The organism is Streptomyces sp. NPDC007856 (assembly GCF_042868225.1).
Lineage (GTDB): Bacteria > Actinomycetota > Actinomycetes > Streptomycetales > Streptomycetaceae > Streptomyces.
Window position 1 is genome coordinate 1 of the sequence record NZ_JBIAEC010000037.1, and the last position, 25,923, is coordinate 25,923.

At 73.0% G+C, this 25,923-nt stretch carries 22 protein-coding genes, 1 rRNA gene and 1 pseudogene; 19 read left to right on the plus strand and 5 right to left on the minus strand.

Translation table 11 applies throughout. The features are described from left to right. The 3 genes from rrf to ACFYOH_RS41780 form a co-directional block, all read left to right on the plus strand. Positions 1-92: ribosomal RNA gene (rrf, locus tag ACFYOH_RS41770) — 5S ribosomal RNA — on the plus strand; the annotation flags it as partial. Between the two features lie 157 nt (positions 93-249). After that, positions 250-1,401: a hypothetical protein gene (locus ACFYOH_RS41775; RefSeq protein ID WP_388636854.1), complete on the plus strand. Its 1,152-nt coding sequence runs from the start codon at positions 250-252 to the stop codon at positions 1,399-1,401. Then, the gene (locus tag ACFYOH_RS41780) at positions 1,293-2,048 is read left to right on the plus strand and encodes a hypothetical protein (protein ID WP_388636857.1); all 756 of its coding nucleotides are present in this window, start codon (positions 1,293-1,295) and stop codon (positions 2,046-2,048) included. The genes ACFYOH_RS41775 and ACFYOH_RS41780 overlap by 109 nt, the downstream gene beginning before the upstream one ends. Positions 2,049-2,133: 85 nt before the next feature. On the opposite strand, the gene ACFYOH_RS41785 is transcribed toward ACFYOH_RS41780, so the two are convergent. After that, positions 2,134-3,417, minus strand: coding sequence for a DUF1015 domain-containing protein (locus ACFYOH_RS41785; protein WP_388636774.1), 1,284 nt, complete (start codon positions 3,415-3,417; stop codon positions 2,134-2,136). Positions 3,418-3,490: 73 nt separating this feature from the next. On the opposite strand from ACFYOH_RS41785, the gene ACFYOH_RS41790 reads away from it, so the two are divergent. From ACFYOH_RS41790 to ACFYOH_RS41805, 4 genes are all read left to right on the plus strand, one after another. Beyond that, on the plus strand, positions 3,491-4,519 hold the full coding sequence (locus ACFYOH_RS41790) for an HAD-IIA family hydrolase (protein WP_388636777.1): 1,029 nt from the start codon (positions 3,491-3,493) through the stop codon (positions 4,517-4,519). A gap of 76 nt (positions 4,520-4,595) precedes the next feature. Next, positions 4,596-5,639, plus strand: a complete 1,044-nt coding sequence (locus ACFYOH_RS41795) for a FecCD family ABC transporter permease (RefSeq protein ID WP_388636779.1) — start codon at positions 4,596-4,598, stop codon at positions 5,637-5,639. Positions 5,640-5,650: 11 nt separating this feature from the next. Beyond that, positions 5,651-6,682 (plus strand): FecCD family ABC transporter permease, encoded by a 1,032-nt coding sequence (locus ACFYOH_RS41800; RefSeq protein ID WP_388636860.1) that lies wholly within the window; start codon positions 5,651-5,653, stop codon positions 6,680-6,682. Further along, a complete protein-coding gene (locus ACFYOH_RS41805; RefSeq protein ID WP_388636782.1) occupies positions 6,679-7,518 on the plus strand; it encodes an ABC transporter ATP-binding protein in 840 nt (279 codons plus the stop codon). Before ACFYOH_RS41800 ends, ACFYOH_RS41805 begins: the two co-directional genes overlap by 4 nt. A gap of 1 nt (position 7,519) precedes the next feature. Here ACFYOH_RS41805 and ACFYOH_RS41810 read toward each other — a convergent pair whose 3' ends face one another. After that, positions 7,520-7,867: an SCP2 sterol-binding domain-containing protein gene (locus ACFYOH_RS41810; protein ID WP_388636785.1), complete on the minus strand. Its 348-nt coding sequence runs from the start codon at positions 7,865-7,867 to the stop codon at positions 7,520-7,522. A gap of 42 nt (positions 7,868-7,909) precedes the next feature. Between ACFYOH_RS41810 and ACFYOH_RS41815 the strand changes: the two genes are divergently transcribed. From ACFYOH_RS41815 to ACFYOH_RS41855, 9 genes and pseudogenes are all read left to right on the plus strand, one after another. Continuing rightward, positions 7,910-8,209, plus strand: coding sequence for a hypothetical protein (locus ACFYOH_RS41815; protein WP_388636788.1), 300 nt, complete (start codon positions 7,910-7,912; stop codon positions 8,207-8,209). 7 nt (positions 8,210-8,216) lie between these two features. Continuing rightward, positions 8,217-9,032, plus strand: a complete 816-nt coding sequence (locus tag ACFYOH_RS41820) for a TlyA family RNA methyltransferase (protein ID WP_388636791.1) — start codon at positions 8,217-8,219, stop codon at positions 9,030-9,032. Continuing rightward, positions 9,029-9,946 carry an NAD kinase gene (locus tag ACFYOH_RS41825; protein WP_388636794.1) on the plus strand — a complete coding sequence of 306 codons (918 nt, stop codon included), beginning with the start codon at positions 9,029-9,031 and terminating at the stop codon, positions 9,944-9,946. Before ACFYOH_RS41820 ends, ACFYOH_RS41825 begins: the two co-directional genes overlap by 4 nt. A 39-nt stretch (positions 9,947-9,985) precedes the next feature. Continuing rightward, positions 9,986-11,728, plus strand: coding sequence for a DNA repair protein RecN (gene recN, locus ACFYOH_RS41830; RefSeq protein ID WP_388636797.1), 1,743 nt, complete (start codon positions 9,986-9,988; stop codon positions 11,726-11,728). Between the two features lie 26 nt (positions 11,729-11,754). Next, positions 11,755-12,501, plus strand: coding sequence for a hypothetical protein (locus ACFYOH_RS41835; RefSeq protein ID WP_388636800.1), 747 nt, complete (start codon positions 11,755-11,757; stop codon positions 12,499-12,501). A gap of 269 nt (positions 12,502-12,770) precedes the next feature. Next, complete coding sequence (locus tag ACFYOH_RS41840; RefSeq protein WP_388636803.1) at positions 12,771-13,907, plus strand: glycosyltransferase family 4 protein; 1,137 nt, start codon at positions 12,771-12,773, stop codon at positions 13,905-13,907. A gap of 13 nt (positions 13,908-13,920) precedes the next feature. After that, entirely contained in the window at positions 13,921-14,187 is a 267-nt protein-coding gene (locus tag ACFYOH_RS41845) for a hypothetical protein (RefSeq protein WP_388636806.1), read from the plus strand. Positions 14,188-14,210: 23 nt separating this feature from the next. Beyond that, positions 14,211-14,537, plus strand: coding sequence for a hypothetical protein (locus ACFYOH_RS41850; protein ID WP_388636809.1), 327 nt, complete (start codon positions 14,211-14,213; stop codon positions 14,535-14,537). After that, positions 14,524-14,766 (plus strand): annotated as a pseudogene (locus ACFYOH_RS41855) (PAS domain-containing protein); the annotation flags it as partial. The gene ACFYOH_RS41850 and the pseudogene ACFYOH_RS41855, both read left to right, overlap by 14 nt. A 61-nt stretch (positions 14,767-14,827) precedes the next feature. On the opposite strand, the gene ACFYOH_RS41860 reads toward ACFYOH_RS41855, so the two are convergent. From ACFYOH_RS41860 to ACFYOH_RS41870, 3 genes are read right to left on the minus strand one after another with little or no spacing between them, the layout of a single operon-like run. Further along, entirely contained in the window at positions 14,828-16,474 is a 1,647-nt protein-coding gene (locus ACFYOH_RS41860) for a PucR family transcriptional regulator (RefSeq protein WP_388636813.1), read from the minus strand. A 44-nt stretch (positions 16,475-16,518) separates the two neighbouring features. Further along, positions 16,519-17,877 (minus strand): FAD-binding oxidoreductase, encoded by a 1,359-nt coding sequence (locus ACFYOH_RS41865; RefSeq protein ID WP_388636816.1) that lies wholly within the window; start codon positions 17,875-17,877, stop codon positions 16,519-16,521. A 47-nt stretch (positions 17,878-17,924) separates the two neighbouring features. After that, complete coding sequence (locus ACFYOH_RS41870) at positions 17,925-19,727, minus strand: glycoside hydrolase family 15 protein (protein ID WP_388636863.1); 1,803 nt, start codon at positions 19,725-19,727, stop codon at positions 17,925-17,927. Positions 19,728-20,274: 547 nt separating this feature from the next. On the opposite strand from ACFYOH_RS41870, the gene ACFYOH_RS41875 reads away from it, so the two are divergent. From ACFYOH_RS41875 to ACFYOH_RS41885, 3 genes are all read left to right on the plus strand, one after another. Next, a complete protein-coding gene (locus tag ACFYOH_RS41875) occupies positions 20,275-21,924 on the plus strand; it encodes a CTP synthase (RefSeq protein ID WP_388636819.1) in 1,650 nt (549 codons plus the stop codon). An 83-nt stretch (positions 21,925-22,007) separates the two neighbouring features. Then, positions 22,008-22,634: an NUDIX domain-containing protein gene (locus ACFYOH_RS41880; protein WP_388636822.1), complete on the plus strand. Its 627-nt coding sequence runs from the start codon at positions 22,008-22,010 to the stop codon at positions 22,632-22,634. Between the two features lie 1,120 nt (positions 22,635-23,754). Further along, on the plus strand, positions 23,755-25,821 hold the full coding sequence (locus tag ACFYOH_RS41885) for a tetratricopeptide repeat protein (RefSeq protein ID WP_388636825.1): 2,067 nt from the start codon (positions 23,755-23,757) through the stop codon (positions 25,819-25,821). Positions 25,822-25,923: the final 102 nt, after the last annotated feature.

The following is a 25,923-nucleotide window of genomic DNA, read 5'->3' on the forward strand; positions in this document are numbered from 1 at the left end:
CGCCCGGTTACATTCCGAACCCGGAAGCTAAGCCTCACAGCGCCGATGGTACTGCAGGGGGGACCCTGTGGGAGAGTAGGACGCCGCCGAACAATCTTTGGAAGGACCCCTGGTCCCAGCGTTCAGCTGGGACCAGGGGTCCTTTCGTTTTTACAATGCTTGCGGTACCGAAGACAGGAGTCATCATGTCCACCAACTCTCCCGACGATCGACCGGAGCGCGACCAGCGGCGACGGGACAGTGGTGACCGTGGTGACCGCGGCGGCTACCGGGGCGACCGTGGCGGCTTCCGCCGCGACAATGACCGTGGCGGCTACGGTGGTCGGCGCGATGACCACCGGGGTGACCGTGGTGGTTTCCGTCGTGACGACCGCCGTGATGACAGGCGTGACGATCGTCGTGATGACAGGCGTGACGACCGCCGTGACGATCGTCGTGATGAGCGGCGGGACGACCGGGGTGGGTTCCGGCGTGACGACCGTGGCGGCTATGGCCGTAGGGACGATCGTCGTGAGGGTGACCGGGGTTCGCGTCCGGCGTTCCAGCGGGACGACCGTGACCGTGGGCCGCGTCGGGACGACCGCCGTGACGACCGCGGGTTCCGTCGCGACGACCGCGGTGGCGACCGCCCCTCCTTCCGCCGTGACGACGACCGTGGCGGCTACGGTGGTCGGCGCGATGACCACCGGGGTGACCGTGGTGGTTTCCGTCGTGACGACCGCCGTGATGACAGGCGTGACGATCGTCGTGATGACAGGCGTGACGACCGCCGTGACGATCGTCGTGATGAGCGGCGGGACGACCGGGGTGGGTTCCGGCGTGACGACCGTGGCGGCTATGGCCGTAGGGACGATCGTCGTGAGGGTGACCGGGGTTCGCGTCCGGCGTTCCAGCGGGACGACCGTGACCGTGGGCCGCGTCGGGACGACCGCCGTGACGACCGCGGGTTCCGTCGCGACGACCGCGGTGGCGACCGCCCCTCCTTCCGCCGTGACGACGACCGCGGTGGCGACCGCCCCTCCTTCCGCCGTGACGACGACCGCGGCGGCTACGGCCGGCGCGAAGACACCCGCGGCGACCGTGGCTTCCGGCGCGACGACCGGGGCGAGCGCGGTGAGCGCGGTGGATTCCGCGGCCGGGACGACCGCGGTGGCCGTGGGCCCCGTCGGGACGACCGTGGTGGGCGACCCGGTGGCTTCCGGGGGCGTGACGACCGGCGTGATGACCGCCGGGGCGGCGGCCGCTTCCGCGACGAGCGTGACCGCGACCGGGACCGTGAGCCGATCAAGCGGCTGCCGATCCCGGAGGACGTCACCGGTGACGAGATCGACAAGGACGTGCGGCAGGAGCTCCAGAGCCTGCCCAAGACGCTCGCGGACGACGTCGCCAAGAACCTGGTGATGGTCGCCCGGCTCATCGACGAGGACCCCGAGGGCGCCTACGCCTACTCCAGGGTGGCCCTGCGGCTGGCGTCCCGTGTGGCCGCCGTACGCGAGGCCGCCGGGTTCGCGGCGTACGCCAACCAGAAGTACGGCGAGGCCCTCGCCGAGTTCCGGGCCGCGCGGCGGATGACCGGCACCGTGGACCTGTGGCCGGTGATGGCCGACTGCGAGCGCGGGCTCGGACGGCCGGAGAAGGCGCTGGACATGGCCGGTGCCCCGGAGGTGCACAAGCTGGACAAGGCCGGTCAGGTCGAGATGCGGCTCGTCGCGGCCGGCGCCCGGCGTGACATGGGCCAGCTGGACGCGGCCATCGTGACCCTGCAGAGCCCGGAGCTCGCCTCCAATTCGATCCAGCCGTGGACCGCCCGCCTGCGGTACGCCTACGCCGACGCCCTCCTGGCCGCCGGCCGGGAAGGCGAGGCGCGCGAGTGGTTCGCGAAGGCCGTGGAGGCCGACCGGGACGGCAGCACGGACGCCTCCGACCGGCTTGCCGAGCTGGACGGAGTGGAGTTCGTCGACGCTCTGGACGAGAGCGAGAGCGAGAGCGAGGGCGAGAGCGAGGGCGAGCCGGAGAAGCCGTCGCAGAAGGACGGCGACGAGGACTGACGGCAGTCACGAGAAACGGCAGTCACTGAAGGGGGCAGGTTCCTGGTGGAACCTGCCCCCTTCGTGTTCCCGGACGCGGAAGCGCTCAGATCTCCAGCGCCCGCAGCACCAGCCCGGACGCCGGCTTCGGGCCGAACGACGTCGACTTGCGGGGCATCGTCACACCCTGGCGGGCCAGCTCACGGACGACCTCCTCGCGGACCGGGTGCATCAGGACGGCCGTACCGCCGTCGTGTTCCGCCTTGGCGACCGTCGCGGCCGTGTCGTGGATGTAGGCGATGTGGGCCGGGGAGTCCTCGGGGATGTGCCAGACATGGTCGAGGAGCGCGGCGTGCAGGACCGTGGCGTCCAGGGAGCGCCAGGCCGGCGGGCGGTCGGCCGGGATCGTCCGGGCCAGCAGGTCCGGGTCCGGGCGGTCGAGGAGGTGGAAGGCCCCGTCGCCGGCCAGCAGGAAGGCGTTGCCCGCGCAGGACGCGTCCGCCAGGGCCTCCAGGGCCTCGGGGAGCGGCACGTCCAGGTGCTGCACCCGGAACAGGCCCTGCACCGCCGCGAGCGCGTCCGCGACCGGCAGGCGGTGCAGCAGGCGGTGGATGGCGCGGACGCGCAACGGGTAGCGGGCGGTGTCGACGAGCAGGACCAGTCCGTGGTCCCAGGGGCTGGGGGAGGGGTGCTCGGCGCGCAGCCGCAGATAGGTGGCCCAGCGGTGGTGGCCGTCGGCGATCAGGGCCTGCTGGTGGGCGAGGTCGGACTGGATGCGGGCCACGTCGGCGGGGTCGGTGACGGACCAGAGGCGGTGGCGGTAGCCGTCCTCGGTGGTCGTGGCGAGCAGCGGGGGCTTCTCCGCCGTGCGCTCGACGACCTCGGCCGCCGTACCGTCGCCGCGGTAGGTCAACAGCAGCGGCTCCAGGTTCGCGCGCGTGGCCCGCATCAGGGCCGCGCGGTCGGCGACCACGGGCGGCATGACGTCCTCGTGCGGCAGCACCACGCCCTCGGCCGGCTCCGAGACCCGCAGCGCGCCGATGACACCGCGCTGGAGCATGCCGCTCTCGTCCCGCTGCTCGTAGACGTACAGGCCGGGCTCGGGGTCCGCGGTGAGGACGCCCTCGTCCAGCCAGCGGCGCAGGGTGTCGGCCGCCTGCTCGGTGCGGGCGCTCGGGGTGCCGGCCTGGGGCAGGATCAGCCGGACGATGTTGTACGGGTCCGCGGACTGGAGGTGATGCACCCCATCGGGGCGTACGACGACGTCGTACGGCGGGGAGGTGACGGAGGCGAGGCTGCCGACCCGGTCGGGGTCGTAGCGAAGGCCGCGGAACGGGGTGAGTTCCAGGCCCTGGCGCGCCGTTGCTTCCGAGTGACCTGCAGTGTTCATCCCGGCATCGTACGTGTGTCAGTGGCGTGCGGGATGATCGGGGGAAAGACGGTCGAACGAGGAGCGATGTGGAATGAGCCAGGCGGTCAGGACGAGCCCGGAGGGCAGTGGGCAGCCCCTGAGCGAGGCGTACGACACGGCGCTGCTCGATCTGGACGGGGTGGTGTACGCGGGCGGGAGCGCGATCCGGCACGCGGTGGACTCGCTGGCGGTGGCGCGCTCCGGCGGGATGCATCTGGCGTACGTCACCAACAACGCGCTGCGGACCCCGGACGCGGTGGCCGAGCATCTGACGGAGCTCGGGATACCGACGGGCGCCGACGACGTCATCACCTCCGCGCAGGCGGTCGCGCGGCTGATCAGCGAGCAGGTGCCGGCCGGGGCGCGGGTACTGGTGATCGGCGGCGAGGGGCTGCGGGTGGCGCTGCGCGAGCGGGGCCTTGTGCCCGTGGAGTCGGCGGACGACGATCCGGCGGCGGTCGTGCAGGGGTACGGCGGCCCCGATCTGACCTGGGGCCGGTTCGCGGAGGCGTCGTACGCGGTCGCGCGCGGGGTGCCGTGGTTCGCGTCCAACACGGACCTGACGATTCCCAGCGGGCGGGGCATCGCGCCGGGCAACGGGGCGGCTGTGGAGGTCGTCCGGATCGCGACGGGCAAGGAGCCGCAGGTGGCGGGCAAGCCGCTGCCGCCGATGCACCGGGAGACGATCATCCGGACCGGCGCGAAGCGCCCGCTGGTGGTCGGGGACCGGCTGGACACGGACATCGAGGGCGCGATCAACGGCGGGGTGGACTCGCTGCTGGTGCTGACCGGCGTCACCGACGGCGCCCGGCTGCTCGCCGCGCCGCCGCGGCACCGGCCGACGTATGTGGACGCCGATCTGCGCGGGCTGCTCACCGGGCAGCCGGAGGTCAGCGCGTCGGCGGAGGGCTTCCGGTGCGGTGGCTGGACGGCGACGGCCGGGGCGGACCGGCTGGAGCTGGAGGGCGACGGGGGGTCGCTGGACGGGCTGCGGGCGCTGTGCGCGGCGGCCTGGACGGCGGGAGGCGACGGCTCCTGCGAGCTGGACGGGGGGAAGGCGCTGGCTCGGCTCGGGCTGTGAGAGGGGTCCGGGCGGACCGTGATGTATCCGCACCCGGGGATCGAGGTCGGTAGCGAGGGTAGGCTAACCTAACCTTGTGTTGGTCGACAGTCCTCCGGAACAGCGCGCGGAGACCGCCCCCGCGCCCCCAACCCCCCGGGCGGCAAGGGCTCTTGGGCTCCTGCTCTCCGCCGCGATCCTGGTGCTCGTCGCCCTGGCGAGCATCGCGATCGGGGCGAAATCGCTGGCACTGGACCAGGCCTGGCACGGCCTGTTCCACGACACGGGGACGTACGGCGACGTCGTCGTGGACGAGCGGATCGCGCGCACGGTCCTGGGGCTGCTCGCCGGTGCCGCGCTCGGTCTCGCGGGCGCGGTGCTGCAGGCGCTCACCCGCAATCCGCTGGCCGACCCGGGGCTGCTCGGAATCAACGCGGGCGCTTCGGCCGCCGTGGTCACGGCCATCACCTGTTTCGGCGTCACCGGCCTCACCGGCTATGTGTGGTTCGCCTTCCTCGGGGCGGCGGCGGTCGGCGCGCTGGTGTGGTTCCTCGGCGGCAGCCGGGGCGCGACCCCGGTGCGGCTCGCGCTCGCCGGCACGGCGATCAGCGCCGCCCTGTACGGCTATCTCCAGGCCACGATGATCCTGGACGACGCGGCGCTCGCAAGGATGCGCTTCTGGACCGTGGGTTCGCTGGCCTCGGCCACCGACTCGACCATCCTGCAGGTGCTGCCGTTCCTCGCGGCCGGCATGGTCCTCGCGCTCGCCCTGGCCCGGCCGCTGAACGCCGTGGCGATGGGCGACGACACCGCCCGCGCCCTCGGCGCCGACCTGGGCCGCACCCGCGCCCTGGCCATGCTGGCCGCCACCGTCCTGTGCGGCGCCGCGACCGCCGCCTGCGGCCCGATCGTGTTCGTCGGCCTGATGGTGCCGCACGTCGTGCGCTCCTTCACCGGCCCCGATCTGCGCTGGATCCTGCCGTACGCCACGGTCCTGTCGCCCGTGCTGCTGCTCGGCGCCGATGTCGTCGGCCGGGTCGTGGCCCGTCCCTCGGAACTCCAGGTCGGCATCGTCACCGCGATCATCGGCGGCCCGGTCTTCATCTTTCTCGTACGACGGCGGAGGACGGCCCAGCTGTGAAGACCCGATCCATGAACCGGGCCGTCCGCACTCCAGGCGGGCTCTCCCTGCGCCTGGACCCGCGGGCCCTGCTCGTCGTCGTCCTGCTGCTGGCCGCCGCCTGTGCGGCGGGCGTCGCGCTGATCGGCACGGGCGACGCCGAGATCCCGGCGGCCGACGTGCTTCGGACCCTCGCCGGGAACGGCAACGCGTACCAGGACTTCATCGTCGACGAACTGCGGCTGCCGCGCGTCCTCGTCGGCCTGCTGGTCGGCGCCTCGCTGGGGCTCGGCGGCGCGCTGTTCCAGTCCGTCTCCCGCAACCCGCTCGGCAGCCCGGACGTGCTGGGCCTCTCCCAGGGCTCGACGGCCGGCGCATTGGTCGTCATCGTGCTGCTGTCCGGCAGCACCACGCAGGTCACCGTCGGCGCGCTGATCGGCGGCCTGGTGACCGGACTCGCCATCCATCTGCTCGCCTGGAAGCAGGGCGTGCACGGATACCGGCTGGTCCTGGTCGGCATCGGTGTGTCCGCGATCGCCACCGCGGTCAACGGCTATCTGCTCACCAAGGCCGACCTGGTCGACGCGGCCCGTGCGGTGGTGTGGATGACCGGCTCGCTGGGCGGCCGGGACTGGGACCAGGTCTGGCCGCTGCTCGCGCTGTGCGCCGTCCTGGTCCCGCTGGTCCTCGTCAACGCGCGCGGCCTGAGGATGATGGAGATGGGCGACGATGTCGCGAACGCCCTCGGCGTGCGCGTGCAGCGGGTCCGGCTGGTGCTGATGGTCTCCGCCGTACTGCTCACCGCGGCCGCCACGGCCGCCGCCGGACCCGTCAGCTTCGTCGCGCTCACCGCGCCGCAGCTGGCCCGGCGCCTGACCCGCTCGCCCGGCCCGAACCTGGTGCCCTCCCTCTGCTTGGGCGCCGCGCTGCTGGTCGCCGCCGACTGGGCCGCGCAGCGCGCCTTCGGCGCCGACCAGTTGCCCGTGGGAGTGGTCACCGGCGTCCTCGGTGGCGCCTATCTGCTGTGGCTGCTGGTCACCGAGCGCAGAGTGGGCCGGATATGAGCGGCACGGACACGAACACGACGAGGAGCACTGTGAACCGCCTGTCCGCCGAGAACGTCACCCTCGCCTACGACCAGCGCGTCATCGCCGAGCAGCTGTCCGTGGAGATCCCGGACAACTCCTTCACGGTGATCGTCGGCCCGAACGCGTGCGGCAAGTCGACGCTGCTGCGGGCGCTGTCGAGGATGCTCAGGCCGAGCCAGGGCCGGGTGCTGCTCGACGGGCAGGTCATCCAGTCGATGCCCGCCAAGAAGGTCGCCCGGACCCTCGGTCTGCTGCCGCAGTCGTCCATCGCGCCCGACGGCATCACGGTCGCCGACCTCGTCGGCCGGGGCCGCTACCCGCACCAGGGCCTGCTGCGCCAGTGGTCGGCTCAGGACGAGCGGGTCGTACAGGAGTCCATGCGGCAGACCGGGGTCGCCGAGCTGGCCGACCGGTACGTCGACGAGCTGTCCGGCGGGCAGCGCCAGCGGGTGTGGATCGCCATGGCGCTGGCCCAGCAGACCCCGCTGCTGCTCCTGGACGAGCCGACCACCTACCTCGACATCCAGCACCAGATCGACGTCCTCGACCTGTGCGCGGAGCTGCACGAGACCCAGGGCCGCACCCTGGTCGCCGTCCTGCACGACCTCAACCACGCCGCCCGCTACGCCACGCACCTCATCGCCCTGCGCGGCGGCGAGGTGATCGCCGAGGGTTCCCCGGGCGACATCGTCACCGCCGAGCTGGTGGAGCAGGTGTTCGGGCTGCGGTGTCAGGTCATCGACGACCCGGAGACGGGGACGCCTCTGGTGGTACCGGCAGCCCGAAAGGCACGGGTCGCGGCAGCCTCCTGACTCACAGCAGCTTCCTGAGCCGGAACAGATCCAGCAGGCTCGCCTCCAGCCGCACCCGGCCCTTGCCCCAGGCGGTCGCGAAGTTCAGCCGGCCGTCCACGAGAGCCACCAGGTCGTCCCCGGCCATGGCGAGCCTGATCTGGGCCTTCTCCCGCGGCGGGCCGGAGTGCGTCTCGTCCACCTCGATCCGCCCGCCGGTCATCCGGCCGGCGAAGGTGACGTCCAGGTCGGTGATGTGACAGCTCACCGAGCGGTCCAGGGCGGCGGCCGCCCGGGCATCGCCCTCGGCGCCCTGCATGTTGTCCGAAAGCTTTCCCAGTGCGGCGCGGCACTCCTCGATCGTGGCCATCGCCCCAGACGGTACCCCAGCGGTTCGGGGTAGCGTCGGGGCATGAGCGACTCGGTTCCGGAGACGGAGATCCAGCGGGATTCGGTGCAGGTGGCGGTGGAGGCACCGGACGCGTACGACCCTGCCGCGCCCGCCCCCCTGAACGTCCCGCGCACCCCCACCGGCAACGCCGAGGTCGACGCCCAACTGGAGCGGCTGGGTGACGCCGACCACCTCGCCACCGACGGGCACGTCGAGGTGTACGAGGATGTACATCGGGGGCTGCGCGACGCGCTCACCGCGCTCGACGCCCGGCCGGGACCTCCGGCGCCCTCACCGCCGTACCACCAGAGCAGGAGCTGAACCGAACGTGGCAGGAGTCGCACGCCGCCGTCTGGACGCGGAGCTGGTCCGCCGGAAGCTCGCGCGCTCGCGTGAGCACGCCAGCCAGCTGATCGCCGCCGGGCGGGTCACCGTCGGCAAGGCCGTGGCGACCAAGCCGGCCACCCAGGTGGAGACGGCCGCCGCGATCGTCGTCCAGTCCGACGACAGCGACCCCGACTACGTCTCCCGCGGTGGGCACAAGCTCGCGGGCGCGCTGGAGGCCTTCGTACCGCAGGGGCTCGTGGTCGAGGGCCGGCGCGCGCTGGACGCCGGCGCGTCCACCGGCGGCTTCACCGACGTCCTGCTGCGCGCGGGTGCCGCGCAGGTGGTCGCCGTGGACGTCGGATACGGACAGCTCGCCTGGTCTCTCCAGAACGATGAACGCGTCACCGTCAAGGACCGTACGAACGTACGCGAGTTGACGCTCGAGGCGATCGATGGGGAACCTGTGGATCTTGTCGTGGGTGATCTGTCCTTCATCCCGCTCGGACTGGTGCTGCCGGCCCTGAAGCGGTGCGTGAAGCCGGACGCCGACCTGGTGATGATGGTCAAGCCGCAGTTCGAGGTGGGCAAGGAGCGGCTCGGCAGCGGGGGTGTCGTACGGAGTCCGCAACTGCGGGCGGAGGCCGTGCGGGCAGTGGCCGAGAAGGCCTGGGAGCTGGGGCTCGGGGTGCAGGGAGTCACCGCCAGTCCGCTGCCCGGCCCCTCGGGGAACGTCGAGTACTTTCTCTGGCTGCGGTCGGGGGCACCCGAGGTGGACCCGGCCGACGTAGACCGTGCAGTGGCGGAGGGGCCGCGTTGACACAGAACCTGGCGCGTACTGTTTTCCTGCTCGCCCACACCGGGCGGCCCGCGGCGATCCGCAGTGCGGAACTCGTCGTCAAGGGCCTGCTGCGGCATGGCATCGGGGTGCGGGTGCTGGAGGAGGAGGCGTGCGACCTGCCGCTCCCGGATCAGGTGCAACTGGTCAAGGAGGCGACTCCGCAGTGCCTCGACGGGTGCGAGCTGCTGATCGTGCTCGGCGGTGACGGCACGCTGCTGCGCGGGGCCGAGTTCGCCCGGGCGTCCGGGGTGCCGATGCTCGGCGTCAACCTCGGACGGGTGGGGTTCCTCGCGGAGGCCGAGCGCGACGACCTCGATCGGGTGGTCGACCGGGTGGTGGCACGGTCCTACGAGGTCGAGGAGCGGATGACCGTCGACGTCGTCGTGCACCGCAACGGGGACATCGTGCACACGGACTGGGCGCTGAACGAGGCGGCCGTGCAGAAGGCCGGCGCGGAGAAGCTGCTGGAAGTCGTGCTGGAGATCGACGGACGGCCGGTGACGGGGTTCGGGTGCGACGGAGTTGTGCTGTCCACCCCGACCGGGTCCACCGCCTATGCCTTCTCCGCCGGCGGGCCTGTGGTGTGGCCCGAGGTGGAGGCGCTGCTGATGGTGCCGATCAGCGCGCACGCGCTGTTCGCCAAGCCGCTGGTGACCTCGCCGGATTCGGTGCTCGCGGTGGAGGTCCTGCCGCACATCCCTCCGGGGGTTCTGTGGTGCGACGGGCGGCGGACCGTCGAGTTGCCGCCGGGGGCACGGGTGGAGGTGCGGCGGGGGGCGGTGCCGGTACGGCTCGCTCGGTTGCATCACTCTTCGTTCACGGATCGGCTGGTTGCGAAGTTTGCGTTGCCGACGACCGGATGGCGGGGCGCGCCGCACCACTCGGCGGAGTGAGAAGGGCGGCCTGTGTGCACTCCGCGCCCCAGACCTCGTATGGTCTGTTCCGTGTTGGAGGAGATGCGGATACGGTCGCTCGGGGTCATCGACGATGCCGTCGTCGAGCTGTCGCCGGGGTTCACCGCCGTCACCGGTGAGACGGGTGCGGGCAAGACCATGGTGGTCACCAGCCTGGGGCTGCTGCTCGGTGGGCGGGCGGACCCGGCGCTCGTGCGGATCGGGGCCGAGAAGGCGGTCGTGGAGGGGCGGGTCACCGTTTCCGCGGACGCCTCCGCCGTCGTGCGCGCCGAGGAGGCCGGGGCCGAGCTGGACGACGGGTCCCTGCTGATCAGCCGTACCGTTTCCGCCGAGGGGCGCTCCCGGGCCCATCTGGGCGGGCGTTCGGTGCCGGTCGGGCTGCTCGCCGAGCTGGCCGACGACCTGGTGGCCGTGCACGGGCAGACCGACCAGCAGGGGCTGCTGAAGCTGTCCCGGCAGCGGCAGGCGCTCGACCGGTACGCCGGGGACGCGGTCGCCGTACCGCTCGCCAAGTACACCGAGGCCTACCGGCGGCTGCGGGCCGTCTCCGCCGAGCTGGAGGAGATCACCACGCGCGCGCGTGAGCGGGCGCAGGAAGCCGACATGCTGCGGTACGGGCTGGAGGAGATCGCCGCCGTCGAGCCGCGTGCAGGAGAGGACGTCGAGCTCGCCGAGGAGGCCGAGCGGCTGGGGCACGCGGAGGCGCTGTCGTCCGCCGCGACGGCCGCGCACGCCGCTCTCGCGGGCAATCCCGAGGACCCCGAGGGGATCGACGCCTCCACGCTCGTCGCGGGCGCCCATCGCGCGCTGGAGGCCGTCAGGTCCCACGACCCGGCGCTGGCGTCCCTCGCCGACCGGATCGGGGAGATCGGCATCCTGCTCGGTGACGTGGCCGGTGAGCTGGCGGGGTACGCCGACGACCTGGACGCCGATCCGCTCCGGCTGGCGGCCGTGGAGGAGCGGCGGGCCGCGCTGACCGCACTGACCCGCAAGTACGGCGACGACGTGAACGCCGTCCTGGCCTGGGCCGAGCGGAGTGCCGCACGCCTGACCGAGCTGGACGGCGACGACGAGCGGATCGAGGAGCTGACCGCCGAGCGGGACGCGCTCCGTGTCGAACTGGGTGGCCTGGCACAGGCGTTGACGGACGCGCGGACGGAGGCCGCCGAGCGGTTCGCCGCCGCCGTGACGGCCGAGCTGGCCTCGCTGGCGATGCCGCACGCGCGCGTGTCCTTCGACATCCGGCAGACCGAGGACCCGGAGGGTGTCGAGGTCGGGGGGCGCACGGTCGGGTACGGGCCGTCGGGCGTGGACGAGGTCGAGCTGCTGCTCGCCCCGCACCCGGGCGCCCCGCCGCGCCCCATCGCCAAGGGCGCGTCCGGCGGTGAGCTGTCCCGCGTGATGCTCGCCGTGGAGGTCGTCTTCGCGGGCACCGACCCCGTGCCGACGTACCTCTTCGACGAGGTCGACGCGGGTGTCGGCGGCAAGGCCGCGGTGGAGATCGGGCGCCGGCTGGCCAAGCTCGCCAAGACCGCGCAGGTCGTGGTGGTCACCCACCTGCCCCAGGTGGCCGCCTTCGCCGACCGGCAGCTGCTGGTCGAGAAGACCAACGACGGCTCGGTCACCCGCTCCGGCGTCAAGGTCCTGGAGGGCGAGGAGCGCGTCCGCGAACTCTCCCGGATGCTGGCCGGTCAGGAGGACTCCGAGACGGCCCGCGCCCACGCGGAGGAACTGCTCGCGACGGCCAGGGCGGACGTGTAGCCGGGTTCGGGTTCCAGGGTGGCGGGATGATCGCCAAGCGCACGTCCCGCTCCCTCCTGCTGTCCGCCGCGCTCACCCGGGCCGGCCTGGCCGTGCTGCGCGTGGCCGCGCCGGGCGGGCGGGAGCTTTGGCAGCGGAAGAACCACGCCGGGCGCACCGTCGAGCTGTACGCCGGGCCCGCCGCGGTGCTCGGCGCGGCCGTCGCCGCCGCGCGGGTGCGTCCCGAGGCCGGGCTCGCCGTGCTCGCCGCCGGGGTCTGCGGGGCGTACGACGATGTCGCCGGGGACGACCGGCGGGGATTCCGGGCGCATCTGCGGGCGCTGCGGGACGGCGAGGTCACCAGCGGGGCCGTGAAGTTGTTCGGGATCTCGGCTGCCGGGCTGGTCGCGGGGGCGGCGCTGAAGGAGCGGGTGCTGGACAAGGTGCTCGCCGGGGTCGTGATCGCCGGTACCGCGCACTTGGTGAACCTCGTCGACGTACGGCGGGGGCGGGCCGCCGGTGCCGTGCTCGCGCTCGGGGCGCCGGGGCTGCTGCGGAAGGGGCCCGGGGCCGAGCTGTCGGCCGTCGCGATGGGCGGCGCCGCTGCTGTCCTGCCCGACGACCTCGCAGAGCGCGTGATGATCGGGGACACGGGGGCGCACGCGCTCGGCGCCGCGCTGGGGGCGGCCGCGGTGGCGGGCAACCGGCGCGCGGGACTGCTCGCGCACGCCGTCGCGGTCGTCGCCGCCGCCGTGCACGGCGATCGGGTGAGTGCGTGGGCGTGGCCGCGGTGAGCCTCTGACCTTGTCGGACGCGGTCGCACGGCGTTCGGTCGTGCGGCGGTGTTCCTCACTCGTGTGGGTGACATGCTCCGGCGCATTGCCCCCGGCCCGCCGCCGGGTGCGCCCTCTGGGTTTCCCGTAACCGCCGTTCCCCCTGGCATGCTTGAGGGCACACGGTCCGCGCGGGAGGCGCGCGGGGTATGTCCTTCCGCCCCCCTGAGCCCGCTACGTTCTGTACGTTTCCTCGTGACCGCCCACGCCGAACCAGGAGCCCCGGCCACGTGAGCCCCCTGAGCAGCAACGCACCGCGCGGCCAGTCGCCGCTGCGCACCGTGCAGGTGCTGGGCGGAGGCAATGCCGGCAGCAGCGCGCATGTGCGCTCGCTGGCCGAGGGGCTCGTCGCGAGGGGCGTACGGGTCACGGTGTGCGCCCCTGTCGAGGCCGACCGCGCCTACGACTTCACCGGCGCCGGTGCCGAGCACGTGCACGTGCCGCGCAGCAGCGATCCCGTCTCGGTGGCCGCGCTGCGGACCGCCTGCGTCAACGCCGACCTGGTGCACGCGCACGGCCTGCACGCCTCCTTCCGGGCCGTCCTGGCGCTCAGCGGCCGGCGCACCCCGCTGGTGGTCACCTGGCACAACCGGGCCCAGGCGGAGGGGCCGCGGGCGCATCTGCTGCGGCTGCTGGAGCGGCGGGTGGTGCGCACGGCGGCCGTGGTCCTCGGCACCAGCTCCGACCTGGTGGACCGGGCCCGGGACACGGGGGCGCGGGACGCCCGGCTCGCCGCCGTCGGCCTGCCGGGGCAGCGGCGGCCCGTCGCGCTGGACGACCCCGACCGGCTGCGCCCCAAGGTCCGGGCCGAACTCGGCGCCATCGGACGCCCGTTGCTCATCGCGGTCGGCTCCCTCGACCGGCGCCGCGGCTACGACCTCCTGCTCGACGCGGCCCGCGCCTGGCGGGACCTTGACGCCGTGCCGCTGGTCGTCATCGCCGGGGAGGGGCCGCTGCGGGCGGCGCTGCAGCGGCGGATCGAGGACGAGGGGCTGCCGGTGCGGCTCATCGGGGCCCGCGAGGACGTGCCCGAGCTGCTGACCGCCGCCGATCTGGCGCTGCTGACGAGCAGTTGGGAGTCGAGGTCCGTCCTCGCCCAGGAGGCCCTCTACGCGCGCGTGCCGCTCGTCGCGACCCGGGTCGGCGGCATCCCCGACCTCGTCGGCGACGCGGCCGAACTCGTCCCCTACGGCGACCCGGATGCGCTCGCGTCCACCGTCGTACGCCTCCTCACGGACCCGGAGCGCCGGGAGGAGCTGCGGGAGCGCGGGGTGCGGCAGGCCGCCGGCTGGCCGACCGAGGACGAGACGGTCGCCCAAGTGCTCAGCGTCTACGACGAGTTGACGCAGCCCCGGCCGCTCGCTTAGGGGCGGCGCGACCGTGGGTCTGCGACTCGACGCGGTCGCGGCCTACGGGTTCCAGCAGTACCTCACCGAGAAGCAGACCCTCGAAGAGACCGACGACCCGATCGCCGACCTGCGCCGGTCCTGGTACCTGCACGTGGGATTCGGCCTTTCCCGGCCGGGCTGCTACGTACTGACGTACGGCGAGGGGCGTCACCGCGGGGACTTTCCGGCGGGCTGGAGACCATTGCGATACTGCGCCGGAACATCGCCCGGGTGGCCGCCGCCGGCCGGCTTCGCATGAGTGTGGAGCGCGCGACTCAGCTCATGCACGCCAACGGGGTCGGACTCGTGCTGTCACTGATCTCGGTCCCGCCGCCCGAGCGGGATCCCGAACTGCCGGCAGTCGTCCTGGAACACGTACTGCGAACGATCACGACGACGGGTGACGTCGGGCCCGAGGCGCCGACGGGCGTCGTGAGCCGGGCCGCGGGGCTGCGCGAGGCCCTGCGCGACAGCGGAACCACGGCCCTGACGCAGTCCGAGCGCGCGCTGCCGGCCGAGTGGCTCGATCACCTCGCCGACACCGGCGAGCCGGGTCCTGCCGACCGAGAAGCACCCGCCCGAAGGGATGATCGCGATGCCCGTGGATGACCAGGTGGCTCCAGCGGCCGTGCGGGAAGCGGGGCGGTCGGCCGGGCAGCTGATCGGCGCTGCCGTCGCGGTGGTGGACGGGACCGGGACGGTGGTCGGCTGGACGCAGGCCGCTCAGCGACTCGTCGGCTTCTCCGCCGCGGAGGTGGTCGGCCGCCCCGCCGTGCAGGTGCTGGCGGCGCCCGAGGACGGCGTGAAGGCGCCGAACGACGCCCGACGACGGCCACCGGAACGGACTCGCGGACCGGCCGGAACTCACCGTGGCAGGAGGCATCCTCGGCCGTGCACGCTCAGGAGACGTGCCGGCGCGCCCGCAGGGCCAGGCTCAACGCCAGGACCGTCTGCGGGTCGTCGAGGTCGGTGCCCAGCAACTCCCCGATGCGGGCGAGCCGGTTGTACAGGGTCTGCCGGTTGAGGTGCAGCTCGCGCGCCGTTTCCGCCTTGCGCCCGGCGTGCGCCAGATAGGTCTGCAGGGTCGGCAGCAGCGGGGGCCTGGACCGGTTGTCGTGGTCGCGCAGCGGGCCGATCGCCCGGTCCACGAACGCGGCGAGGTCCGGATGGTCGCGCAGCCGCCACAGCAGCAGGTCGATGTCGAGGCGGCGGGCGTCGTACCAGGGGCGGTCCGTGAGGCCCTGCGCCGCCGCCGCCGTCTCCGCCGCATGCCTGAGCCCCGCCGACGCGGCCGCCCAGCCGCCCGCCACGCCGACCACCACGACCGGCGGCGGCGAGCCCGGCCGACGCATCCCGGCCCGCTCCACGCCCGCCCTGAGCGCCGCCGCCACCCGGTCGGCGACCGCCGAACGCTCCGACTCCGAGCGCAGCCCCAGCAGCACCAGCACCCGGCCCTCCACCGGCCGTACGCCCAGCAGCACCGGCACGCCCACCGCGGCCAGCTCCTCGGAGACCGCCCGCGCCAGCACCGCCCAGCCACCGCCGGGGGAGAGGCTGTCCCCGAGCCGCATCACCACCGGCAGCAGCGGGCTGTCGCCGGGCTTGAAGCCGAGGACCCGGGCCTGCGCCGGGGCGTCCTCCGCGGTGATCCGGCCCTCGGCGAGATCGGTGAGGAAGTCACCGCGCCCCCGTGCCGCCAGCTCCTCCTCCTGCCGGGCCTGCATCAGCACCACGGCCAGGATCCCCGCGGCCCGCTCGGCGGCGATCCGGTGCACCGGGGCGAGCGGTGCGCGGACCGGCAGCAGGACCAGGCGGGCGCGCACCGAGCCCGCCGTACCGGGGCCGCCGCCGGGCACGTCCACCAGCACGGAACCGGCGGGCGGCGGCGCGTCCTTGTGCGGGCCGCGCAGCCCCTCCCACACCTGCAGCGGGTCCGCGCCCTCGGGCCCCTCCCCGGCCGCGTACAGCAGCCGGCCGTCGGCCGTCTCCAGGAACACCGGGTTGCCGCTGAAGTCCGCCAGGATGCCCAGCACCTGCGGCACCCCGCCGCCGCCCAGCAGCGCCTCCGTGCAGCGCCGGTGCACCTCCTCGGCCCGCTGGAGCAGGGCGTAGTGGCCGTTGACGATCTCGGTGTGGATCTCCTCGGTCACCGTCACGAACGGCACCTCGCGGTGCAGCTGGACCAGCGGCAGCCCGGCGGCGCGTGCGGTGTCCACCAGGGCCGCGGGCAGCCGACTGAAGCGCGGGCCCAGCTCCACCACCAGGGCGGCGATCCCGCGCTCGGCCAGCGTGCGCACGAACGCCCGCTGCTCGGCCGGGCGGGTGCCGAGGCCGTAGCCGGTGGTGAGCAGCAGCTCGCCGCCCTTGAGCAGCGAGGCGATGTTCGGTACCTCGCCCGCGTGCACCCAGCGCACCGTGCGACCCAGCCGGTCGGCACCCGCCAGGATCTCCGGCAGCCCGCTGCGCAGCCCCGGCAGTTCCAGCGCCCGCTGAACGGTGATCCCGGCGCCCTGGGTGTCGAATCGGTTGTCCGTACGGCTGTCCATGCAGCGGACGCTACCTGCGTAAACGCCCTCGGGACAGCTCTCTGTCAGATGGGCTTGATGTTGTGGTTGAAGCGGAAGACGTTGTCGGGATCCCAGCGCCGCTTGATCTTCTCCAGCCGCAGCAGATTCCCGGCGCCCAGGCCCGCCCGGACGCGCTCGGTGCCCTCGTCGCCGACGAGGTCGAGGCAGACGGCACCGGAGCTCCAGGGCCGTATCTCGGCGCACGCCTCCCGCACCCAGTCCGCCGCCCGCTCGTCGTCGGCCGGGTCCGCCCAGCAGGCGAAGGGGTGCACCAGCCAGGACGCGTCCCGGTACGGCACCGGGTAGGCGCGGGGACCGGCGGCGATGGCACCGCCCAACGGGACGAGCATGTGCCGGCTGCCGTTCGACCCGGGCATGCCGTCCGCGCGGGCGCGGAAGAGGCCCACCAGCTCGTCGGGGAGGTCCGTCAGGCACTCGGCCGAGCAGTGGTTCCGGAGGCCGCAGGGGGGCTCCAGCAGGCACTGCACATCCGCGTACGGCAGGGCGCCGAGCACCTCCGTCTCGTGCGGCAGCGCCAGCAGCGGCTCGGCGAGCTTGCGCAGGCCGGCCTCGCCGCCCACGTATGTCAGCAGGGCGGCGCACAGCAGCCCGAACTCCGCCGGCGGACCGGTCAGGTACAGCACGGCGCCGCCCACCTCGTCCGGACCGGTGCGGATGATCTCGCGGAAGGTGCGGACCACGTCCGGGCCGCACTCGGACCGGCACAGCAGCAGCGCCACCGAGAACTCCGGCATCTCGTGCAGCTCCAGGGTGAGCGCGGTGGCGATGCCGAAGTTGCCGCCGGCGCCGTGCAGCCCCCAGAACAGTTCGGGGTTCTCGTCGGCGTTGGCGTGCACCCGCTCGGCGTCGGCGGTCACCAGCTCCACGCCGATGAGGTTGTCGACGGCGAGGCCGAAGGCGCGGTCCAGCCAGCCGGTGCCGCCGCCGAGCACGAAGCCGCCGACACCGGTGTCCGGAGCCCGGGCGCCGGGGGCCGCGAGGCGGCAGGGCTGGGTCGCCCGGTCCAGGTCGCCCGTCGTGGCCCCGCCCTCGACCCGGACCGCCTCGGCCGCCGGGTCGACGGTCACCTCGTGCATCCGGCGCAGATCCACGACGAGCGCGCCGTCGGCCCGGGCGCCCGCCAGTCCCTGCCCGCCGCCACGGACGGCGATGTGCAGATCCAGATCGCGCGCGAAGCGCACGGCGCGGACGACATCGGTCACGTTCGCGCACTGGGCGATCACTGCTGGGCGCCGGTCGATCACCGCGTTGAAGACCGTACGGGCGTCGTCGTAGCCCGCGTCCCCCGGGGCGACGACGTCACCGGCCAGATCCTCACGCAGCGCGGCGAGGGCGGCGTGCGCCTTGGAACGGGAAGCCATGGCAGCCCCCTTCCGGACAGGGTGCTGCTGTTCAGCCTAGGCGCTGCTCAGCCGCCGTACGCCCCGGACGCCGTCAGCCGCAGCGCCGTGTCGATCAACGGCACATGGCTGAACGCCTGCGGGAAGTTGCCCACCTGGCGTTGCAGCCGCGGGTCCCACTCCTCGGCCAGCAGACCGAGGTCGTTGCGCAGGGCGAGGAGCCGCTCGAACAGCTTGCGGGCCTCGTCGACGCGGCCGATCATCGCCAGGTCGTCCGCCATCCAGAACGAGCAGGCCAGGAAGGCGCCCTCGTCGCCCGGCAGGCCGTCGACGCCCGCGTGGGCGCCTTCCGTCGGGTACCGCAGGATGAACCCGTCCGGGGTCGACAGCTCGCGCTGGATCGCCTCGATCGTGCCGATCACCCGCTTGTCGTCCGGTGGCAGGAAGCCCATCTGCGGGATCAGCAGCAGCGAGGCGTCCAGCTCCTGGGAGCCGTAGGACTGCGTGAAGGTGTTGCGCTCCTTGTCGTAGCCCTTCTCGCAGACGTCCCGGTGGATGTCGTCGCGCAGTTCCTTCCAGCGCTCCAGCGGGCCGTCCGCGTCCCCGGACTCGATCAGCTTGATGGTGCGGTCCACCGCGACCCAGGCCATCACCTTGGAGTGCACGAAGTGCCGGCGGGGGCCGCGCACCTCCCAGATCCCCTCGTCCGGCTCCTGCCAGTGGTCCTCCAGATAGCGGATCAGCTTCAGCTGGAGCAGGGCGGCGTAGTCGTTGCGGGCCAGGCCCGTCATGTGCGCCAGGTGCAGGGCCTCGGTGACCTCGCCGTACACGTCCAGCTGGAGCTGGTGCGCGGCGCCGTTGCCCACCCGGACCGGGGCCGAGTTCTCGTAGCCGGGCAGCCAGTCCAGCTCGGCCTCGCCCAGCTCGCGCTCGCCGGCGATGCCGTACATGATCTGCAGGTTGTCCGGGTCACCCGCGACCGCGCGCAGCAGCCACTCGCGCCAGGCGCGGGCCTCCTCGCGGTAGCCGGTGCGCAGCAGGGAGGACAGGGTGATCGCGGCGTCGCGGAGCCAGGTGTAGCGGTAGTCCCAGTTGCGGACCCCGCCGATGTCCTCGGGGAGCGAGGTCGTCGGGGCCGCGACGATGCCGCCCGTGGGGGCGTACGTCAGGGCCTTCAGGGTGATCAGGGAGCGGATCACCGCCTCGCGGTACGGCCCGTGGTACGTGCAGTGCTCGACCCACTCGCGCCAGAACTCCTCCGTCGCCTCCAGAGAGGCCTCCGGCTCCGGCAGCGGCGGCGGCTCCTTGTGCGAGGGCTGCCACGAGATGGTGAACGCGATCCGGTCACCCGGGGCGACCGTGAAGTCGGCGTACGTCGTCAGCGACTTTCCGTAGGTCTCGGCCTCCGTGTCGAACCACACCGAGTCCGGCCCGGCGACCGCCACCGTACGGCCCTCGTGCTTGTGCACCCAGGGGATGACCCGGCCGTAGGAGAACCGCATCCGCAGCGCGGAGCGCATCGGCACCCGGCCGGTGACGCCCTCCACGATCCGGATCAGCTGCGGCGCACCCTCACGCGGGGGCATGAAATCGGTCACGCGCACCGTGCCGCGCGGGGTGTCCCACTCAGATTCCAGGACCAGCGAGTCGCCCCGGTAGCTCCGCCGGGCGGCCGCGGGCGGCGGGCAGTCGGCGGCGTGGGCCGGGCCGAGCCGCCAGAAGCCGTGCTCCTCGGTGCCCAGCAGACCGGCGAAGATGGCATGCGAGTCGAAGCGGGGCAGGCACAGCCAGTCCACCGTGCCATCCCGGCAGACCAGGGCTGCGGTCTGCATGTCTCCGATGAGTGCGTAGTCTTCGATGCGCCCGGCCACGTGCAACTCCAGTCGAACGGCCACGTCACCCCCGCACACGGGGGCTGTCGCTAGTGCGGTCAAGGGTCGTTGTTATGCGTCGTTGAGCGGTGAAGCAAAGCAGCCCGCCGATCCCTAGGGCAACACGACAGTCTTTGCTCAACGAACTGCCGCGCTCACGTTGTTCCGGGTGGTGCAGGCGGGGGTGTGCCGTCGTTCCGGCCGGGCTCGGCAGAGAGTGTCCGAGCAGGATACGACGCACGTAGATGATCTGCGCGCCGCTCGCGGCAACCTGTGTGGGCCGAACGGGTGAGCAGCGGGTGATAACCATGTGACCTGTGCGTGCCTGTGCTGCCACCCGTGACGGGCCGCCCCGTACCCGCACGAGCGCGGAGCGTGGCCGGAAGCCATCTGCGTCAGGCGCTGATACCCTGGTAGCCCGTGGACCGGTGGGCCCCGAAGGAGAACGAAGGGGTCCCCCGAACCGCAGCGACGGCGCCCCCCGAGATCTCCGGCCGGGAAGCCGCTCCGCATCACAGACAGCGACCACGGGAGCCCCCTCTTGGCCATGCCGCCCAAATCCACGACGACCAAGCACATCTTCGTCACCGGGGGCGTCGCCTCCTCGCTCGGCAAGGGCCTGACCGCCTCCAGCCTGGGCATGCTGCTCAAGGCCCGCGGCCTGCGCGTCGTGATGCAGAAGCTCGACCCGTACCTGAACGTCGACCCGGGCACGATGAACCCCTTCCAGCACGGTGAGGTGTTCGTCACCAACGATGGAGCCGAGACCGACCTGGACATCGGACACTACGAGCGCTTCCTCGACCGTGACCTGGACGGCACCGCCAATGTCACTACAGGACAGGTGTACTCGACGGTGATCGCCAAGGAGCGGCGCGGCGAGTACCTGGGCGACACGGTGCAGGTCATCCCGCACATCACCAACGAGATCAAGCACCGCATCCGGCGCATGGCCACCGACGAGGTGGACGTCGTCATCACCGAGGTGGGCGGCACCGTCGGTGACATCGAGTCGCTGCCCTTCCTGGAGACCGTCCGCCAGGTCCGCCACGAGGTCGGCCGGGACAACGTCTTCGTGGTTCACATCTCTCTTCTGCCCTACATCGGGCCCTCCGGCGAGCTGAAGACCAAGCCCACCCAGCACTCCGTCGCGGCCCTGCGCAACATCGGTATCCAGCCCGACGCGATCGTGCTGCGCTGTGACCGCGAGGTGCCGACCGCGATCAAGCGCAAGATCTCGCTGATGTGCGACGTCGACGAGGCCGCCGTGGTCGCCTGCCCCGACGCCCGCTCGATCTACGACATCCCGAAGGTCGTGCACTCCGAGGGCCTCGACGCCTACGTCGTGCGCAAGCTGGACCTGCCGTTCCGTGACGTCGACTGGACGACCTGGGACGACCTGCTGGACCGCGTCCACAACCCTGACCACGAGATCACCCTCGCGCTGGTCGGCAAGTACATCGACCTGCCCGACGCCTATCTGTCGGTCACCGAGGCGCTGCGCGCCGGCGGCTTCGCCAACCGCGCCCGTGTGAAGATCAAGTGGGTCACCTCCGACGACTGCAAGACCCCGGCCGGCGCCAAGGCCCAGCTGTCCGACGTGGACGGCATCTGCATCCCGGGCGGCTTCGGCGACCGCGGTGTGCTCGGCAAGGTCGGCGCGATCAAGTACGCCCGCGAGAACAGGATCCCGCTGCTCGGCCTGTGCCTGGGCCTGCAGTGCATCGTGATCGAGGCCGCGCGCAACCTGGCCGACATCCCGGACGCCAACTCCACCGAGTTCGACCCGGCCACCGGCCACCCGGTCATCTCCACCATGGCCGAGCAGCTGGACATCGTGGCCGGCGAGGGCGACATGGGCGGAACGATGCGCCTCGGCATGTACCCGGCGAAGCTCGCCGATGGCTCGATCGTTCGCGAGGTGTACGACGGCAAGGAGTACGTCGAGGAGCGGCACCGCCACCGGTACGAGGTCAACAACGCCTACCGCGCGGAGCTGGAGAAGAAGGCCGGCATCCTCTTCTCCGGCACCTCGCCGGACGGCAAGCTCGTGGAGTACGTGGAGTACCCGCGCGACGTGCACCCTTACCTGGTGGCCACGCAGGCGCACCCCGAGCTGCGCTCGCGGCCGACGCGTCCGCACCCGCTGTTCGCGGGCCTGGTGAAGGCCGCGGTCGAGCGGAAGATCTCGAAGTAACACAAGGGTTGTACGGTGGCCGGGGCGCGCGCATTCAAAACGATCGTGCCCCGGCCGCTTGGCGTTTTGGGGAAGGACAGGGCATGACGATCAAGGACACCGCCGAGGAGTGGGAGATCCGGGCGACGGAGACCCCCTTCGTGGGCAACAAGACCTCGGTCCGCACGGACGACGTGGTCATGCCCGACGGCTCGGTGGCCCGCCGCGACTACCAGGTTCACCCCGGCTCGGTCGCCGTGCTCGCCCTGGACGAGGAGGACCGGGTGCTGCTGATCAACCAGTACCGCCACCCGGTGCGGCACAAGCTGTGGGAGATCCCGGCCGGTCTGCTCGACGTGCCCGGGGAGAACCCGCTGCACGCCGCCCAGCGTGAGCTGTACGAGGAGGCGCACGTCAAGGCCGAGGACTGGCGGGTGCTGACCGACGTCTACACCACACCCGGCGGCTGCGACGAGGCCGTACGGATCTTCCTCGCCCGCGATCTTTCCGAGGCGGAGGGCGAGCGGTTCGAGGCGGAGCACGAGGAGACCGACATGGAGCACGCACGCGTGCCGGTCGAAGAACTGGTGCGCCGGGTCCTGGTCGGCGATGTGCACAACAACTGCCTGGTCGTCGGCGTCCTCTCCCTGGTGGCCGCGCGCGGCGGCGACGGCCTCGACGCGCTCCGCCCGGCCGACGCCCCCTGGCCGGCCCGCCCCTTCCAGTCCTGACCAGCAGCCGCGACCTGGCCCAGGGCCGCGGCTGTGGTCGGGCCGCGCCCGTCGCCTGGTCCCGGTCCGCGCCCGTGGTCCGGTCCTGAGCTTCAGCCGTGGCCCGGTTCTGCGCAGCGCTGGTGCTCCGGTTCTGGGCCGCGCCTGTCGCCTGGTCCCGTCCGCGCCCCTGGTCCGGTCCTGGGTTGCAGCCGCGGCCCGGTTCCGGGCCGGCGGCTGTGATCGGGTCCTGTGCCGAGGAGCCTGTGGTCGGGTCCTGTGCCGTGCCTGTGATCCGGTCCCGGGCCGTGCCCGTGGCCTGGTCCTGTGCCGTACCTGTGGTTCGGCCTGAGCCGCAGCCGTCGCCCGGTTCTGGGTCGGCGCCCGGGGTCCGGTCCTGAGCCGCAGCCGTCGCCCGGTTCTGGGTCGACGCTCGTGGTCCGGTCCTGAGCCGCAGCCGTCGCCCGGTTCTGGGTCGACGCTCGTGGTCCGGTCCTGCCGTGCCCGTCGTCTGGTCCCGGTCCGCGCCCGTGGTCCGGTCCTGGGTTGCAGCCGTGGCCCGGTTCCGGGCGGCGCCTGTTTGGTCCGGTCCTGTGCCGTGATCGTGGCCTTGTCTGGTCCATGCCCGGGGTCCGGTCCTGAGTTGCAGCCGCGGCCCGGTTCCGGGCCGGCGGCTGTGATCCGGTCCTGGCCGAGTCGGTGGTCGGGCCCTGGGTCGGCACCTATTGGTGCGGTCCTGGGCCGTGCCCGTGGGCTGGTCCTGTGCCGTGCCTGTGATCCGGTCCCGGGCCGTGCCTGTGGTGTGGCCCTGAGCCGCAGTCGTCGCCCGGTCCTGTGCCGCGTGCGCCCGTGGTCTGGTCCTGCGCCCCGCCCGTCGCCCGGTCCAGGCCGCACCCAGCGCTCGGTCCAAGGCCGCGCTCGTCGCCCCATCCTTGGCCGCACCCGTGACCCCGTTCCCGATCGCGCCAGGCGTCCGGGACCGCGGTCGATCGGTGTACTGGTGTGACGATCGGCTGATCCGATCAGGGGATCCGTCCGTCGCGCTCGTCACGGCACCTCGCAGGGCGTGAACTAGGCTCTTGCACGCCCGTAGCGGAAGATCCGGCGGGCTTGCGCGTGCGGTGGGACGGGAGTGTGGCCCGTGACGGATCAGGCGGTGGACACGGACGGCGTGCGACTGTCGGCGCACGACGGCACACAAGACCACTTCCTGGGCCGCACAAGGGAGTTGAAGGAGCTGCGCGCGGACATCGAGCGCGCGGGACTGGACACCCTCTCCGGCCGCAAGGCGCCACGCGCGCGTGTGCTGCTGATCGCGGGCCGTCCCGGATCCGGCCGGACCGCCCTGGCCGAGGAACTCGTCCGGCAGATCGAGGGCCGATACCCGGACGGGGTGCTGCGGGCCCGGCTCAGCGAGCCCGACGGCACCCCCGTCCCCGTCGGGCGCGCCGCCCGCGAGCTGCTCGCCGCGCTGGAGCTGCCGGCCCCGGCCGGCGCCGCCGAGGACGACCTCACCGAGGCGCTGCGCACCGCCCTCGCCGACCGGCGCGCCCTGCTGCTCCTGGACGACGCGGCCGGCGCCGAGCAGGTCGACGCGCTGCTGCCGCAGGCCCCGGCCTGCCTGGTGGTGGCCGTCTCCTCGGGCCCCCTCACCGGCATCGCGGACGTCCGCCCCTGCACCCTGGGCGGCCTGGACACCAAGTCGGCGGTGGAACTCCTCACCCGCTACACCGGCACCGTCCGCATCACGGTCGACCCACGCGCCGCCGAGAGCCTGGTCGAGGCCTGCCATGGCCATCCGACCGCCCTCGTGCTGGCCGGCGGCTGGCTCGCCGCCCACCCCAAGGCCGCCGTCTCCGACCTCGCCAAACGGCTGCACACGGCCGCCGACGAGGGCCCTGACGGCACCCCGCTCGCCCGTGTCTTCCGGCACGTCCTCGGTGACCTGCCCGGCCCGGCCGCCCGGATACTGCGGCTGCTCTCCCTCGCCCCGGCCGGTTTGATCGACCCGCACACCGCCTCGGCCCTCGCCGGCTGCTCGGTGAGCGCCGCCCGCGCCTTCCTGGACGAGTTCGTCGCCCTCGGCCTGCTGCGCGCGGTGGACTCCCCGCTGCCCCAGTACGACGTCCCCGGCTGCCTGCAACCGCTGCTGCGCGCCCGCGCCGAGAGCCAGGAACGGCCCGCGGAGCTGCAACTGGCCCGGGCCCGGATGCTGGAGCGGACCGTCCGGCTGCTGCAGTCCTGCCGGGCGATCACCGAGACGGACAACACGCAGGCCCGGGAGAAGCTGAGCGCGATGCCCCGCGAGGTGCGCTTCCCCAATCCCAGGGCCGCCGCCGACTGGCTGCGCATCCGGCGCTCCGCGCTGCTCGCGTGCGCACGGCTGGCGGTGGCCGACGGCGAGCTGGACACCCTCGCCCGACGGCTGATGTCCCAGTTGGTCAGGGCCATGGTGGCGCATGTCGGCACGCAGGCCGCGGCGGCCGACCTGTACGAGGTGCACAGCCTGGTCCTGGATGTCGCCGAGCGCCGCGGGCTGTACCGGGAGCAGGCCGCGGCCCTGCTGAACCTGGGCGACGTGGACGCGCGGACCGGCCGTACCCGGGACGCGCTGGCACGATATCGGTCGGCTCTGGACGCCGGACGCAGAGCAAATGACCCGTACGCCGCCGGTCGCGCAATGGAATCCGTAGGTGGTGCCTACCAGGAACTCGGGGACTACGACCGGGCCACGGACTGGTTCGGCCGGGCCCTCGCCGAGCGGCTGGCGCGCGGCGAGCCCGAGCAGGCCGCCCGGCTGTACGGCCGGATCGCCACCGCCCACACCTACGCGGGCCGCTACGGCGAGGCCCTGCGGAATTGGCGCGCCGCCGTGGCGGGCTACCGCAGGAGCGGCGATGTCGCCGCCCACGCACGGGCGTTGAGCGAGCTGGCCCGGGTGCAGGAGTACGCGGGACGGTTCGAGGAGTCCCTGCACACCTGCCACGAGGCGGTGGAGTGGGCGCGCCGCGCCCAAGACCTCCGGTTGCAGGCCGCGCTGCACCTCCGGCTCGCCGACACGCTGGAGCACCTGGGGGACCCGGCTGCCGCCCGTCTGCACCGTGCGACGGCCGGGCGCATGCTGGACGAGGAGGGCTCGGAGGACGAGGCAAGCCCCAAACAGGACACCGATGCCTGCGAAATCCGCAGTGCATCCAGCGAAGATTGATGCAATGAAAGGCTAGACAGTCGGAACACCTTCATTAAACTGGCTCTGCCGCACGTTCTCCTGCGGTGTCTCCCGGTATGCCCTTGCATGTCTGGGTACGTC